The 16,415-nt window shown below is 44.6% G+C and carries 10 protein-coding genes and 1 pseudogene; 5 read left to right on the top strand and 6 right to left on the bottom strand.

Annotated features, from left to right (window positions below):
- The 5 genes and pseudogenes from IQQ51_RS20715 to IQQ51_RS20695 form a co-directional block, all read left to right on the top strand.
- Nucleotides 1-1,214, top strand: a pseudogene (locus tag IQQ51_RS20715) (DUF4365 domain-containing protein); the annotation flags it as partial.
- Between the two features lie 479 nt (nucleotides 1,215-1,693).
- Nucleotides 1,694-2,653: a thioredoxin-disulfide reductase gene (trxB, locus tag IQQ51_RS20710; RefSeq protein ID WP_004733400.1), complete on the top strand. Its 960-nt coding sequence runs from the start codon at nucleotides 1,694-1,696 to the stop codon at nucleotides 2,651-2,653.
- A gap of 161 nt (nucleotides 2,654-2,814) precedes the next feature.
- Nucleotides 2,815-4,599, top strand: a complete 1,785-nt coding sequence (cydD, locus tag IQQ51_RS20705) for a heme ABC transporter permease/ATP-binding protein CydD (RefSeq protein WP_193841993.1) — start codon at nucleotides 2,815-2,817, stop codon at nucleotides 4,597-4,599.
- Nucleotides 4,592-6,313 (top strand): heme ABC transporter ATP-binding protein/permease CydC, encoded by a 1,722-nt coding sequence (gene cydC, locus IQQ51_RS20700; protein WP_050652177.1) that lies wholly within the window; start codon nucleotides 4,592-4,594, stop codon nucleotides 6,311-6,313. The genes cydD and cydC overlap by 8 nt, the downstream gene beginning before the upstream one ends.
- Nucleotides 6,314-6,537: 224 nt before the next feature.
- The gene (locus IQQ51_RS20695; RefSeq protein ID WP_193841992.1) at nucleotides 6,538-7,944 is read left to right on the top strand and encodes a hypothetical protein; all 1,407 of its coding nucleotides are present in this window, start codon (nucleotides 6,538-6,540) and stop codon (nucleotides 7,942-7,944) included.
- Between the two features lie 82 nt (nucleotides 7,945-8,026).
- Here the strand turns inward: IQQ51_RS20695 and IQQ51_RS20690 are convergent, their stop codons facing one another.
- The 6 genes from IQQ51_RS20690 to IQQ51_RS27460 form a co-directional block, all read right to left on the bottom strand.
- A complete protein-coding gene (locus IQQ51_RS20690) occupies nucleotides 8,027-9,910 on the bottom strand; it encodes a methyl-accepting chemotaxis protein (protein ID WP_050643847.1) in 1,884 nt (627 codons plus the stop codon).
- A gap of 323 nt (nucleotides 9,911-10,233) precedes the next feature.
- Nucleotides 10,234-11,805, bottom strand: a complete 1,572-nt coding sequence (locus IQQ51_RS20685) for a BCCT family transporter (protein WP_048607163.1) — start codon at nucleotides 11,803-11,805, stop codon at nucleotides 10,234-10,236.
- A gap of 271 nt (nucleotides 11,806-12,076) precedes the next feature.
- Nucleotides 12,077-13,675, bottom strand: coding sequence for a BCCT family transporter (locus IQQ51_RS20680; RefSeq protein ID WP_193841991.1), 1,599 nt, complete (start codon nucleotides 13,673-13,675; stop codon nucleotides 12,077-12,079).
- 169 nt (nucleotides 13,676-13,844) lie between these two features.
- A complete protein-coding gene (locus IQQ51_RS20675; RefSeq protein WP_017060961.1) occupies nucleotides 13,845-14,483 on the bottom strand; it encodes a response regulator transcription factor in 639 nt (212 codons plus the stop codon).
- Nucleotides 14,476-15,831, bottom strand: coding sequence for a cache domain-containing protein (locus IQQ51_RS20670; RefSeq protein ID WP_050621238.1), 1,356 nt, complete (start codon nucleotides 15,829-15,831; stop codon nucleotides 14,476-14,478). The genes IQQ51_RS20675 and IQQ51_RS20670 overlap by 8 nt, the downstream gene beginning before the upstream one ends.
- Nucleotides 15,832-15,935: 104 nt before the next feature.
- A partial coding sequence (locus IQQ51_RS27460) for a TRAP transporter large permease subunit (RefSeq protein ID WP_228013071.1) occupies nucleotides 15,936-16,415 on the bottom strand: 480 nt, incomplete at its 5' end.

Here is a 16,415-nt window from a genome sequence, read left to right as displayed (position 1 = left end):
TTCTTTTTCGCTTTACCCATGTCACCACCGTTCTAACTATCACAAAGGTTCAGATCACGGGACTTGGAAAAGGTTCAACTGATTTAGGCAACAACGCCCTTTATTTCGATTACGCTTTTAAGGTCGCTCCTTATAAACAAGTCAAAAATGAACAGATTGAAGAACAATTTAAGTTATGCGAATACTTAGTTCTCTTTGCAAGAGAGCAGAAAGAGTCAGCTTACCGTCTTACTGCTATAGCTAAAGCAAGAAGTTCACTGTTCAATTTTAAAGTTGAACAACTACATGCGCATCATCATTCAAATGAAAACTTCGAATCTGGTAGTTTTGAATACTTGTGCATGAATCGAGAAATACACAAGCAATACCATGATGCTTGTGCTCAGTTACAGAAGATAATAAACATGTGCCATAGGCTAGTTAACCTTGGTCAGTTTAATATTCTGGCTGATTTGATGTGTGATGTGGCTTTATCTATAGGTATGTTTAAAACCATTCATAATGCTCGTGGGTCAAATGAAGCTATTGCATTCCTAGATGAATGGTTTGAAAAGATGATGCACACAGTATTGATGTACTCGTCAATTGTCAGTGAGATGAGAAAAATTGAGCAGCTGTATCTTATGGTCAATTTACAGTCTGAGCTTAAAACCATTGTTAAGTTTGACGTTAGATCTTTAATTCTTGAGCATTGTCCGAGTGCTGAAGAGTTATTGGATGCACTTGATAATGTAATGGCTAGTAAAGAAGAACCAAAGCCACTTTATGAAGCCAGTATCGAAGAGCAAAAGCTGTTCTTTGCTGACATGGCAAAAAACCTTGGTATGGACCCAGACGATCCTGCTTCGAGAGAGGGTCAGTTCATAGCAATAGGTTTAGCCAACTACGATCCAACAAATATTATTGGTCATTGTGAGCATATGTTTGTTGATTACCGACCTAGAGGGATGATAGCTCAACAGTTAGGAATGCACTCTCTGAGCATGCCTATCATGACTTGCTTAAAGCATAAGCACACAGTTGGAACTGGGAACTTGCTGATCAAAGCATTCGATAACTCGGATGGACCAGAGTTTGCGTTAGGATTTAAGCAAAGTCATTGTGATAAATGTTCTGATTGCTCACCAAGAGAAGATGATTGGGTTTGGAATTTGAAATGGCAGCAAGAAGAACGGACAAAGCATGTTGAGTGGCTAAATAAAATTGACTTTTAAACTGACGTATAAGTGACTTTAATGGTAAATAATATAAGTGCTATAAGCCCACCTCTGTGTAAGATAGCAAATGTTGTTTGATTCAGTTTCTGGGCACATTTTGGCACGTCTTTGTCCCAATCCTTTACTATTCTAAGGATTGGGACACAAGCCTTAAGTCATTTCTGTTCAGTTATTCCCTTGAGAGCCTATATTCGCCTTACCGACACGAAAACATACAAGCTTGTCCAAAGCCGATTTCAAACCAACGTTAGTTAAACTTGATTAAGGGAATGAAACCTCATTTAGTTGGCCGAACTCAGCCATAGCCTTTAAGTTCTTTCACTGATCTTCCAGCCACGAAAACGTTTGTCTCCATTAAGTTCTAAACTATAACGATTAATTACACTTCAGCCCTTGTTTAACCTTTTATTGCCTCCATATTTTCCATACAATCCTAAGCGATTATAAATAAAAACAATTTCAATTTCGGAGTCCTCATGAGCGACGTAAAGCACTGTAATTTATTGATTCTTGGTTCTGGCCCTGCTGGCTATACAGCTGCAGTTTACGCTGCTCGTGCAAACCTAAACCCAGTACTTGTTACGGGTATGCAGCAAGGTGGTCAGCTTACAACCACAACAGAAGTGGAAAACTGGCCGGGTGATGCTGAAGGTTTAACGGGTCCAGCACTGATGGATCGCATGAAAGAGCACGCAGAGCGCTTTGAAACAGAGATCCTGTTCGACCACATTAACGAAGTAGACCTTTCAAACCGCCCTTTCCGTCTTAAAGGCGATTCTGGCGAGTACACGTGTGATGCGTTGATCATCTCAACGGGCGCATCGGCTAAGTACCTAGGTTTAGATTCTGAAGAAGCATTCAAAGGCCGTGGCGTTTCTGCTTGTGCTACATGTGATGGTTTCTTCTACCGCAACCAGAAAGTTGCAGTTGTTGGTGGTGGTAACACGGCTGTTGAAGAAGCACTTTACCTATCTAACATCGCGTCTGAAGTTCATCTAGTTCACCGTCGTGACACGTTCCGCGCTGAAAAGATTCTAGTGAAGCGTTTAATGGACAAAGTAGAGAACGGCAACATTGTTCTTCACACTGATCGCACGCTAGACGAAGTTCTAGGCGACGACATGGGCGTAACTGGCGTTCGTATTAAAGATACTCAGTCTGATAAGACAGAAGACATCGAAGTAATGGGCGCATTCATCGCTATCGGTCACCAACCAAACACTGAAATCTTCAAGGGCCAAGTGGATATGAAAGATGACTACATCATCGTTCAGTCAGGTCTTGAAGGTAACGCAACACAAACCAGCATCCCAGGCGTGTTCGCTGCAGGTGATGTAATGGACCACAACTACCGCCAAGCAATTACTTCTGCAGGCACGGGTTGTATGGCTGCATTGGATGCTGAACGCTTCCTAGATGGCCTTAACGATAAGTAAATCTGAGATTGCAGATTTGATTATCGGAGCTCTCGCCTCAGTAGATGCAGGGCATCATCACAATTTGTTGTAAATCCCTAGAGCCCAGCGGTATATCCACTGGGCTTTCTTTTGTATACTACCCGCCCTCAACAAATAATAATTATCATTAAGCCTTCATAATGGATAAGAAAAAACAACGCAGCTTGAACAAGTGGCTTAAGCAACAGAGTAAGTTAGCGAAACGCTGGCTTATGATTGCGATTAGCCTTGGCGTACTTTCAAGCGTGTTTTTAATTGCTCAAGCAGCTCTTCTCGCCTCTATTCTTCACCAGCTGATCATCGAAAATGTCGATAAATCTGAACTGGTTGGTCATTTCGCAGGCTTGGCATTATCGGTCGTTGGCCGTGCTGGCTGTACATGGGGACGTGAGATCGCAGGTTATCGCTGTGGTGAACAGATCCGTGTCTACATCAGGCAACTCATCCTTGATAAGTTACGTGAGTTGGGCCCTGCTTATATCAAAGGCAAACCTGCGGGTACGTGGGCAACCCTGTTGCTAGAACAAGTAGAAGACATGCAAGACTTCTTCTCTCGTTACTTACCTCAGATGTCTTTGTCGGTAATGATTCCGTTCATTATTTTGGTTGTGGTGTTCCCCGTTAACTGGGCAGCGGGACTGATCTTCTTGATTACTGCTCCACTGGTACCGATGTTCATGGCACTTGTTGGTATGAAAGCAGCCGATGCAAACCGTAAAAACTTCAAAGCACTGCAACGTCTTTCTGGTCACTTTTATGACCGTTTGCAGTCAATGACAACCATCCGTTTATTTGATCGCACTAACGCTGAAACAGAGGTACTTAAAGGTGCATCTGAAGTGTTCAGAACGCGCACCATGGACGTGTTGAAAATCGCTTTCTTGTCTTCTGCTGTACTTGAGTTCTTCACGTCGATCTCTATCGCAATGACAGCGGTTTACTTTGGTTTCACCTACATTGGTGAGCTTAACTTCGGTCACTACGGCGCAGGCATTACGCTATTCGCAGGTTTGTTTATCCTTATCTTGGCGCCAGAGTTTTACCAACCTCTGCGTGATTTAGGTACTTTCTACCATGCGAAACAACAAGCAGTTGGCGCAGCCGAAAGTATTGTCGAGTTCCTAGAAACAGACATCACTAAAGTTAAATCAGGCGACACTCAGCTCGACCCGGCTCAAGGCATCAATATTGAGGCTCAAGACCTTAAAGTGTTGAGCCCTGAAGGTGTTCAACTGGTTGGCCCTATCTCGTTTGCACTGAATACTCGCCAGTCGACTGCATTAGTTGGCCCAAGCGGTGCGGGTAAAACAAGTTTGATCAATGCTATTCTTGGTTTCATGCCTTATGAAGGAAGCTTGAAAATCAATGGCGTTGAACTGCGTGACCTAGACTTAGCCTCTTGGCGTAAAACCATTAGCTGGGTTGGTCAAAACCCGTTGCTACTGCACGGCACAATTCGTGACAACGTCACTCTAGGTAAGCACGATATCACTGACCAAGTTGTCGAGAATGCACTTGAGCAGTCTTTTGCTAACGAATTCGTAAATGAGCACGGCTTGGATTACATGATTTCTGATCGCTCTGGCGGTCTGTCTGTGGGTCAATCTCAGCGTTTGGCTCTGGCTCGCGCAATGATTCAAGACGGCCAATTCTGGTTGCTCGATGAACCCACAGCCAGCCTAGATACTCGTAGCGAACAGTTGGTAATGAAAGGCATCAATAGCAACATCGAAAGCCGCACTGCCCTGCTTGTGACACACCAACTTGCCCCGCTTAAATCGGTCGATAACATTCTGGTTATGCGCGATGGTGGTCTTGTTGAACAAGGTCATTACTCTCAGCTTTCGACTGCGGGTGGTTTATTCGAAGAGATGCTTAACGCGAACTTAGCTCAACAAGATAATAAGGGTAATTTAGATGCGTGATTTACTGCCTTACCTGAAACTCTATAAAAAGCATTGGTTTGGCCTATCACTAGGCATGCTATTGGCTTTTGCTACTCTATCGGCTTCTATCGGCTTGTTAACGCTATCAGGCTGGTTTATTTCAGCTTCTGCGGTTGCTGGCCTGACGATTGCGCGTGAAACCTTCAACTACATGCTACCGGGTGGTGGTGTACGTGGTTTGGCAATGAGCCGTACTGCGGGTCGTTGGGGTGAACGTGTTGTTAGCCACAATGCGACATTCAAACTGTTAACTGATCTGCGTATCTTCTTCTTCAAGAAGCTGGCTCCGCTGATCCCAGGTCGTATTTCAAACCTTCGTGATGCTGATCTTCTCAACCGTTTGGTTGCTGATGTAGACGCGATGGATCACGTATACTTGCGCTTAGTAAGCCCAGTGACGGTGGGTGTGTTCGGGATCTTCTTCCTGACTCTGTTCTTGATGTGGTTCGATAGCTCACTAGGTTTAATCTTAGGTTCTATCCTTCTTATCATGCTGTTGGTTTGGCCTATCTTGTTCTACAAACTGGGTAAACGTAACGGTGGTGAACTGACACAGAACAAAGCGGATCTTCGTGTCACTACGCTAGATTGGATTGAAGGCTACAGCGAACTGACTCTGTTTGGTGCTGAAGAGCGTTACCGTAATGCAATTCTAGAAACGCAACGCAAGCTGATGGCGAATCAGTTTGTAAACGCTAACCTAACCGGCATGGCTTCGGCTGCGCTAATGCTGTTCAACGGTTTGACGCTGGTTCTTATGCTTTGGCTTGCGGCTGACGGCGTGGGTGGTAATGCACCAGACCCGTTCATCGCGCTAATGGCGTTCGCTACTATGGCAAGCTTCGAGCTATTAATGCCAATCGCAGGCGCGTTCCAGCATTTAGGTCAAACTCTGTCTTCAGCACGTCGCTTGAACGAAGTGATTCTGTCGGAGCCTGAAGTTCAGTTCGCTGAAGAGAAACTCGACATCAACAAGCCACTTGATATTACGTTCTCAAACGTGACGTTCAACTACCCTGACTCTGAGCGCAATGTTCTGAACGCTGTTGACCTAACGATCCCTGCAACGAACAAGGTTGCGATTGTGGGCCAAACGGGCTCTGGTAAATCAACACTGATTCAGCTTCTGACTCGCTACTGGGATCCTAAGAAGGGTTACATCTCAATTGCGGGCATTGAACTGACGCAGTGGAATGAATCACAGCTTCGTGAATCAATCAGTGTGGTAAGCCAACGTGTCGACATTCTAAATGGTACTTTGCGTGACAACTTGTTGATTGCAAGACCAGAAGCAACCGATGATCACTTAGCGAATATCCTAAAAGATGTTGGCCTAGAAAAGCTGCTTGAGAATAACGCGCTTGATAGCTGGTTGGGTGACGGTGGTCGTCAACTGTCTGGTGGTGAGAAGCGCCGTATTGGTATCGCACGTGCCATTCTTCATGATGCCCCTATCCTGCTTCTCGATGAGCCAACAGAAGGCTTAGATAAGCAAACAGAGCAGAGCATCATGACGCTGTTCGAAAAGCACTTCGAAGGCAAGACGGTTATCTTCATCACACACCGTTTGATTGGTCTGGAATCGATGGATTCTATCGTTCTGATTGAACAAGGCGAGATTGTTGAAAACGGCTCTCACGAGAAGCTATTAAACGAAGAAGGACGTTACTTCCAACTTCGTCAGGCAATCTAGCTTCCCCTGAAGCTATAAAGAACACCATTCAAAGCCCGAGTTTATGCTCGGGCTTTTTGTTGTCTGAGATTCTAGTATCGAGCAGCTCAAACAAATAATCACCGCCAATCACTTATTGCTTATTTGTAAGCAATATTAATACATTACTTACAAAAGCTTACTAAGAGCAAATGCCATTTCTTGTAACATGCTGGCTTTATAGCTTGCAGATAACTTGGTCCCCTATGGTATACAAACTCACAATTCCAACTCTTGTTCTGACTACGATGCTAACTGCATGCGGCGGCAGCGACAGCAATAACACGAGCGCGTCAAAGAATGTAATCGATGCATCAAGCGCTAGCTCAGTGGTTAGTTTAGGAAGCAATTACTCACTGCAATTCAGCGTGAAATCGATTGCTGCGGGTACAGACAAAAACGTGAACATTGATATTACTCAGTATGGTAATAATCTAAAATCTAGCGGCAGCTTCGCACAAGTTCACGGCATTCCTGAGCGCAACTACAAAACCCAAAATGATGCTGATATTACCTTTTCAGTGACGGCAACAAACTCAGCGGGTAAAACGTTTAACGTTGAAAATTTCGATATTTACTACGAGAACTTTAACTCAACAAAGACACCTGAAAAGCTTGCTATCGCGGAGGTTGAAAACGACATAAACAACGTCATCCGATGGAAAAAAGCAGACACTGTGTCCATCAATAAGCAATTCATTATTGATGCTACTGGTGACAAATTTAATATCGACCAAATGAGACCTATGAATCTCTATGTTCGTGTTGGCAACACTCTGAGCAATGGCATTCAATTTGTTCCATCCTTCGCTCAAAGCGCCTCAGAGACATTTTCACGAGTGCCTACAGTTGACTGCTCTGTTATCTCAAATACAACGGGTGAGCTGCTTACAAATGGCATCAAGCAACAAACTTGCGTTGAAGCTCATGGTTATAAGATCCCGCTGTTGATCGAAGATAAATCTAAAAACAATTCTGAAGCAAAAGTCGCTCACGTTAAAAACATCATGCAGTACTACCTTGATAACTTCCCCGCTGAAGTGACTAAGGCAATTTACGACAGCAAAGCGACCATGGGATTCTTTTACGATGAAGATTGGTCTGACAGAGATGGCGGTGACTTCTTAGATGAAAATTACCGCTTCCAAGATCTGTTCGCGACTGAAACTACTGACACAACAACAGGCGAGAATAAACCGGATCTAGTCACTCAAAGAGACGCTGCGTTCGAAGAGATCATTCACTTTGTTCACGATTACGGTGTGATGAACCTAGCGGTGCAATCATCTTCGTCGAAATGGGGTGTGATGCAGAAAGAGTTAGATGAACTGAATGAGAAAGCGATTCTTTCAGGCTCATACTTTCCGAACGGTAAAGACTCTACGATTGTCGAAGCAGATTTAGACGCAGAGTCATACGACCAAGAGTACCTAGCCTATTCTTTGTATGCCTACTACGACCTGAACTATAAGGGTTACAACGCGCAAGAGTTAAGTTCAGCAACGTTCACAGAGCTACAAGCGAACGACCCTGCGATGGTTAAATTTATGGAGCAGTACTTCCCTACTCGTGCTGCGCTTAAAGCTAAGTTCCCAGGTTACCCGAACAACTAATTTGAGTTCATAACTCTAACTAGCACGCACAAAAAAGCCGAATGTGATAATCACATTCGGCTTTCAAATTACCTATTAGCGCTTACAGCTTGAAGCGGCTGATTTCGCTTTCTAGCTCGTGAGACAGTTCAGAAAGCTGCGCAGCTTGCTCTGCAGCTTGGTGTGCTTCGTCTGCTAGCTCATTAGATACGTCACGGATTCCTTCAGTGTTACGAGTAATCTCAGACGTTACTGACGCTTGCTCTTCTGCAGCAGAAGCAATCTGTGTTGCCATGTCGCTAATGCGTTCAACAGCAGCATGGATTTGCGTTAGGCTTGCAGCCGCTGAGTTCGCGTCATCAACACTGGTTTCAGCAAGTGTACGGCTATCGTTCATGATGTTAACCGCTTTGCCTGTTGTACCTTGTAGCAACTCAATCGTTTGTTGAATTTCTTGCGTTGAACCGTGTGTACGTTGGCTCAGAACTCGAACTTCATCCGCTACTACTGCGAAACCACGACCTTGCTCACCGGCACGTGCAGCTTCAATAGCGGCGTTAAGTGCAAGTAGGTTCGTTTGTTCTGCAATACCTTGAATGTTAGACAAGATAGCGTTGATGCTGTTGCCGTGCTCTTCAAGCTCTAGAATCACGTTGGTTGCGATTTGAACTTCTTGAGCAAGGTTTTGGATAGAGCTTTGAGTCTGTGTTACTTGACCAGTACCGTGCTCACACGCGCCAACCGCTTCAGATGAGTTCTGTGCAGTGTGGTCTGCGTTACCTGCGATCTCTTGTGTTGCTGCAGCCATTTCGTTAACGGCTGTTGCTACCATGTTGATCTCGTCTTGTTGCATTTGGATACGAGCACTACGTTCTTCAGCTTGAGAAGCCGTTTGACGTGCTTGGTTGCCTAGCGCAGCAGATACTTCGCTTAGCTTGATCACCATAGTGTGCATGTTGCCCACAAAACGGTTGAAGTTTGCAGCAAGCTGACCAATTTCGTCGTCGCTCTTAGGCTCAAGACGTTGAGTAAGGTCGCCCTCACCTGAAGCAATTTCTTCAAGTGCCGCTGAAACGCGGTTTAGGTCGCGGAATAGGAAGCTTACTAACCAAGACACGAGTACGATTACGATGAGCGTAATAACGACAGCAGTGATGATCAGCTGAGTAAGTAGCGTTGAGTGGTTCGCTTCTTCTGTTGCTTTGTCCATCTGAACCGCGAAGATCCAGTTAGTGTTAGGCACTTTCGTGAAGTAAAGCAGCTTGTCAGCGCCGCGCTCTTTGATGATCTCGATGCTACCCGTGCGCACTGCGTTTTCGATGATAGGCATAGAGATATCGTTTGAAAGTTGGCTTACTGGCTTCAAGCTTAGTGCTGAATCTGGGTGTGCTAGGAATGTGCCGTCAGAGGCATCAATTAGCATTGCGTAAGCGTTGTCACCAACATCAAGGCTGATTACATCGTTAACCAATTGGTCGATAAGTACGTCTGCACCAACAACACCAACAAGTTGGCCGTTGTGGCGAACAGGTTCTGCGATCGTTACTAGAAGTGCTTTGGTGATTGCATCTTGGTAAGCCGTGGTAATGATTTGCTTACCTGCAGCGTTTGCTTCTTGGTACCAAGGACGTTGACGAGGATCGTAATCTGCACGATTACGTTCAGGGTGTGAACGGTACATTCCACCTTCTGGAGTACCTAAAAAGATATCGTCAAAGCCACCCGCTACACGAGCTTGCTTAAGGAAAGGAACAACATCATCCTCTCGTGAAAAGTCATTAAATGCTGATGCGATATCCGTGCGGATATCAATCCAGTTTTTAATCCCTTCAGATGCTGCTTCAGATACGCTTTCAGCTCGTAGGTATACGCCATTACGAGTCTGTTCAAATAATTGGTTTGCTGACAACCAAGTCAACGCTGTAGCCATAACGACAACAGCAGATAGGCTAGCACCTATCAACTTCTGCTTTAGTGTTAGTTTCATGTCAAAGTTTCACGAGTGGTGGGAAATCTCGCGCATACTACCCAAAATCAGTATTAAATTCGAGCGATTTTATAATTTAATATCGGAATATAATTTTAAGCAAACCATAAGCTTACCTAATGTCAATTCCTTGGCTTGTCGCCAAATTTAAGGCGGCATTATCTCTACGGTTATTAGAATTTTTATCGCACTTCACATGTTAAAAAGAGGCAAGAAAACACGGTACAGAAGAAACAAAAAAGGCAGAAGAGTTTCCTCTTCTACCTTCATATTATTTACCGTTCTACTGCGTATAAATTGCAGTAGATTTCAGCTTAAAAAGCCTAGCGTTTTTCTGTACGCATACCCATTAGCAAGCTTACACACATCAGCAATAGAATGATGGTGAATGGCAATGCCGTCGAGATTGCACCCGCTTGTAGAGCTTGTACTGCTTCAGTACCACCAACCCACAATAGAGCAACAGCGATCGCACCTTCAAGGAACGCCCAGAACACACGTTGAGGCACAGGCGTATCAACTTTACCGCCCGCAGTGATGCTGTCGATTACTAGAGAGCCTGAGTCAGACGATGTAATGAAGAATACTAGAACCAATACAACCGCAATGATTGAAAGCAGAGTACCGAACGGCAGTGCATCAAACATTTGGAACATTGCTAGTGATACATCTGTTAGGCCGTCTTGACCAAGAATACCTACGTTATTCACGATTTGGTCAATCGCCATGCCACCGAATACTGACATCCAGATGATAGTCACTGTAGTCGGTACAATTAGTACTGCTGTGATGAACTCACGCACGGTACGACCTTTAGAAACACGTGCGATAAACATACCTACGAATGGAGACCATGAGATCCACCAAGCCCAGTAGAATACAGTCCAACCGTGCATCCATGTTTCATCTTCACGACCGTGAGGGTTACTTAGCGGAATGATGTTTTCAATGTATGCCATCAATGTTGTTGGGATAGAACCTAAAGTCACCGCGTAGCCGATTAGAGCCACTAAGATAAGCAGAAGGAAAGCAACCAACATGTTGATGTTACTGATAACTTTAACGCCACCATCAATACCACGAAGTACTGATACTACCGCCAATAAAGTCACCGCTGTAATCACAATAACTTGCAGACCTAGGCCCGCTTCAATGCCGAATACATGCTGAATACCACTTGCCGCTTGTTGCGCACCAAGACCTAACGATGTCGCCAGACCAAATAGCGTTGCAAGTACAGCAAGAATATCAACAATGTGACCAGCCCAGCCCCAAGCTCTATCACCTAAAATTGGGTAAAAGATAGAACGGATAGAAAGAGGTAATCCCTTGTTGTAAGAGAAAAACGCAAGTGACAGTGCTACTACGCCATAAATCGCCCAAGGGTGTAGACCCCAGTGATACATGGTTGCACCCAATGCCAGTTTTGCAGCTTCTGGTGTGTTTGGTTCAACACCTAACGGAGTTTCAAACCAACCCGTGAAGTAAGCAGCAGGCTCAGCCACACTCCAGAACATCAAGCCGATACCCATACCTGCGGCAAATAGCATCGATAGCCAAGAGATGAATGAGTAATCTGCCGTCGCATCAACACCACCAAGGCGGATTTTGCCGTATGGAGAAACAATCAAACCTAAGCAGAAAATTACGAAAATATTACCCGACCAGATGAAAAGCCAATCAAACGAATTGATAATCTGGCCTTTAACGCCATCTAGTGCAGCCTTTGCTGAAGCGGTATCTGTAATAAGAACACCGATCAGGAACAAAGCGATAAGTCCCGCACTGATACCAAATACTGGGTTATGAACATCAAAACCCCATTTTTGGACGTTATCTTGACCGACAGTGTAATCCGTACTGTCGATACTGTATTTATCTATACCTTTAGTCATTATCCCTCTCTACGGAATACTATTAGGGTCTATTGACCTCGTATTCCTTACTTACCTGCGACTTAATCACAAACTCGAACCTACGATCCAAGTAGTACAAGCTGTTGTCACAATAATTCAAATACTTGGATGTCTGAAGTTTAGCAGGTTAACTTGTTGTTTTCAGTAAACCAGAATCGGTTCGATGGAATTTCAAACAATATTCACGTAATTACTCAAGTTTATGACGAAAAAAAGGTCGACCCTGTCGACCTTTTTATCAAAAATACTTTTAACTCAAAGCATTTTGGTGCTTAACCAATTGATTTTCAGTTCGTAAACCTAGCAATAAGCTTAGGCACATAAGCAATAATATGAAGGCAAATGGTAGCGCCATTGATACCGTTCCAGCTTGCAGTGCTTGAATTGATTCCGTACCACCAACCCACAATAGAACCGCTGCAATCGCGCCGCCCATCAACGCCCAAAATACACGTTGTGGAACCGGTGCATCCACTTTACCGCCAGAGGTAATGCTATCGATAACCAAAGAGCCTGAATCAGACGAGGTGATAAAGAACACCATAATCAAACCAATCGATACCACTGAAAGCACAGAGCTCATTGGCAGTGCATCGTAAGTATGGAAAAGAGAAAGTGTAATATCTTGCAGACCATTCATACCAATCTCGCCCACTTTGTTCGCCACTTGATCAATCGCGATGCCACCGAAAATAGCCATCCAGATGATGATTACTGTCGTTGGGATGAACAATACAGCAACGATGAATTCACGAATCGTACGACCTTTAGAGATACGAGCGATGAACATGCCTACGAATGGAGACCAAGACATCCACCACGCCCAGTAGAATACCGTCCAACCTTGCATCCACGTTTCATCATCACGACCGTGAGGATTACTTAAAGGAATGAAGTTTTCAATGTAGCCCATTAGCGCGGTTGGGATAGCTTTAATACCCGCCATGCCACCAGCGATGGTTACGAAGATAAGCAAGCCCAAAGCAACCAGCATATTCACATTACTCAGAAGCTTTACACCACCGTTAATGCCGCGAACCACTGACATTGTCGCTAAGAAAGTAACCACTGCGATAACAACCAACTGCATGCCAATCCCGCCATCGGTACCAAATACATGGTTAATACCACTTGTTGCTTGTTGAGCACCTAAGCCCAGTGAAGTTGCAAGGCCAAATAGTGTTGCAAGTACAGCGACGATATCAACGATATGACCAAACCAACCCCAAGTTCTATCACCCAAAATAGGATAGAAAATAGAGCGGATTGATAGAGGTAAACCTTTATTGAAGGTGAAGAAAGCAAGCGCTAAAGCAACAACAGCGTAAATCGCCCAACCGTGAAGACCCCAGTTGTAGATGGTTGCACCAAGAGCCAACTTCGCCGCTTCAGGAGAGTAAGCTTCAACACCTAATGGCGTTTCATACCAGCCAGTGAAGTAAGCCACTGGCTCAGCCACACCCCAGAACATTAAGCCAATACCCATTCCTGCGGCGAATAACATCGACATCCAAGATAGGTTTGAGTGCTCTGCTTTGGCATCATTGCCACCAATACGTATCTTGCCATACGGGGAGACAATGAGGGCAAAACAGAAAATTACGAAGATGTTTGCTGCCCACATGAAGAAACCATCGAAGTTACCAATGACTTTCCATTTGATTCCATCAAGCGCCGCTTTTGCGGTTTCAGGGTCTGCGACTAGAAGTGCCAGCAGGAAGATAATGATCGCCCCTGCACTGATTCCAAATACTGGGTTATGAACATCAAAACCCCATTTCTGAACGTTATCTTGTCCTACTGTATAATCGGTATTTTCAATACTATACCTATCTTTTACAGGCTCCATGCTTCCTCTCTAATTTGCAGCGCACAGTTTGCAACATTGCATTCGGCGCTTAAATTTCGAAAAGAAGAATATCAACCTGTCGCAAAAATACTAAAAAAACCTCCATAAAGGAGGCGTAAATTACACATTTAGTAATTAAATTACACATTTAACGTTATTTAGCGTAAGATCAGTCCACAAGCCCGGAGCTGACCGCATATTTTGCAAGCTCTGCCGTAGAGTGAATATCGAGCTTATGCTTAATATTTTGCCTATGGGTTTCTACCGTTCGATAGCTGATATTCAGCGCCTTTGCGACCTCTTTACTGCTCTCCCCTTTTGCGACTAATTTCAGCACAGCCTCTTCACGCCTGCTCAATGGATTCTTGACCGATGGCGTTGGAGTAATCGGCTGAGTAAACAAATTCTGCGTGACTTTTTCACAGAAATAGGTCGAGCCTTGATTGACCGTTTTGATTGCCTGCACCATTTTTTCAGCCGAAATCTCTTTCAACATGTAGCCGACAGCACCCGACTGCATCACTTTCATGATGTATTCACGGTTGTTATGCATGGTCAGCATCAGTACCTTGGCTTCTGGGTCTTCTTCTTTGATCAGATGGGTGGCATCAATACCATTCATGATAGGCATGCTGATATCCATCAACACCACATCAGGGCGCAGAGACTTAACGACCTCTACCGCTTCTAGCCCATTACTGGCGGTACCTATCACGCTAATATCTGGCTCGAGTTCCAATCTCGCCATAAAGCCATCCAGTACCACTTGGTGATCATCAGCAATCACAACTCGAATAACTTCACTCATTCATTAATCCCTCTAGTGTCAGTAACACTGTAATTTCCGTTCCGAGGCCAATCTCACTCATCAATTCAAAGTCACCACCGATGAACTCCACTCGCTCTCTCATGTTACGCAGCCCGATCCCTCGTTTTTCCATCGCTTTATAGGTGTTGAAACCGACACCGTTATCTTGAATCAGTAGTTGCAGCACATTACCAATTTGCTGCGCGATAACCGTTACTTTGGTCGCTTGCGCGTGTTTCTCGATATTATTCAGCGACTCTTGTACCACTCGATACAAAGTTGTCGCAGCCTCAGATTTCAACTTGCCCTGTTGAGTACTAAATAAAGTTTCCACCTCAATACCCGAGTGCGCCTGAAAATCTAATAACAGCGAAGACAACGCCGCTTCTAAGCCTATGTCATCCAACGAACTTGGGCGAAGTTGATGCGAGATGTGCCTCACTTCCTCGATCGCTCGCATCAGTGAATGCTGCGACTTATTCAAATGGGCTTTGAGGTCTTCATTTTGTAGCTTATTACCGAGCAGTTCTAAGTGGCAACGACTCGACACTAATAATTGGTTAATACCATCATGCAACTCACGTGCTAGATGCTTCTTCTCGTCTTCTTGGAACATCACCGTCTTATGAGCCAGTTCCTTTAGGTTGTTATCCGCAATCCGATGTTCATGCATGTTAATGGCCAAGGTCAGTACGATGATGACCGCGACTGTCACGCTCAAAATCACCACAATCGAAAAGAACGTGGTTTCAATATTATTGTTAATCGCAGCCTGCATCGAAGCCACTTCTTGGTGTACATCTTCAATATACAAGCCGGTGCCAATCATCCAGTCCCAACGCTCTAACCAAGCAGCGTAGCTCAGCTTAGACACCACTTCTCCAGTCGAGGGTTTTTGCCACAAATACTGGTGAAATCCGCCTCCGGTTTGCGCTTCTCTTAACAGAGCCTCTATCAGAAAGTCGCCATCTTCATCTTGCAGTTGGAGTAGGTTTTGGCCTATCAATTCTGGCTGAATTGGATGAACCAAGTTGGTTCCGTGGCGATCATATGCGAAGAAATACCCATCAGAGCCATATCTAAGTTTAGACAATATGGTTCGAACTTTTTTTTTGGCTTGGGCTTCTTGGATATTTGGATCGTTATAGACGTGTTCTATGGCGTCGAAAGCGAGGTCAACCGTGTCTTTGAGGGCGTTTTCACGCGACTTGATTAGGCTGTCTCTAAAGATCTCAACTTCTTTAGCGCCTAACGTCTTAGTCTGGTGTAGCGAGATCCAGCTAATACTCGCCGTTACCAGCAGCAACGGGAGCAACGTCAGCAAAATCAGCTTGGCTTTTAGAGGCATTCCTTTCCCTCACAAAAAACGGCTTACTGAACATCAATAAGCCGTTTTACTTTAGCAATTTATAGATAGCCGTTGAAACATATCATTCACATTCTTGGCTTCACTCACATTCCATAGAAAGATGGGAAAGCGAGAAGTGATCCAAGTACGAGGATTTGAATCAGAATGAACGGCATTACGCCTCGGTAGATGTCCTTAGTTGTCACACCTTTAGGTGCTACGCCTTTGAGATAGAACAGACTAAAACCAAATGGCGGCGTCAGGAATGAGGTTTGTAGGTTCATCGCGATAAGGATAGCGAACCATGTCATGTTGATGCCCATCAGTTCAGCAACAGGCGCAATGATCGGCACGATGATGAAACAGATCTCTACGAAGTCGATGAAGAAACCCAGAATCAAAATCACCAACATGGTAATGATCAAGAAGCCCCATTTCTCACCTGGCAGTTGCAGCATCCACTCTTCAACCAGATAGTCACCACCAGTGTAGGTAAACGCCATTGAGAATGCCGTTGCACCCAACAAGATAGCAAATACCATCGCGGTTACTTTCACCGTCTCTTTCGACGCGTCGTACACCAT

This window comes from Vibrio sp. OPT18 (genome assembly GCF_015163615.1).
Taxonomy (GTDB): Bacteria; Pseudomonadota; Gammaproteobacteria; order Enterobacterales; family Vibrionaceae; genus Vibrio; species Vibrio coralliirubri.
This window is presented reverse-complemented; position numbering and strand designations above follow the sequence as displayed.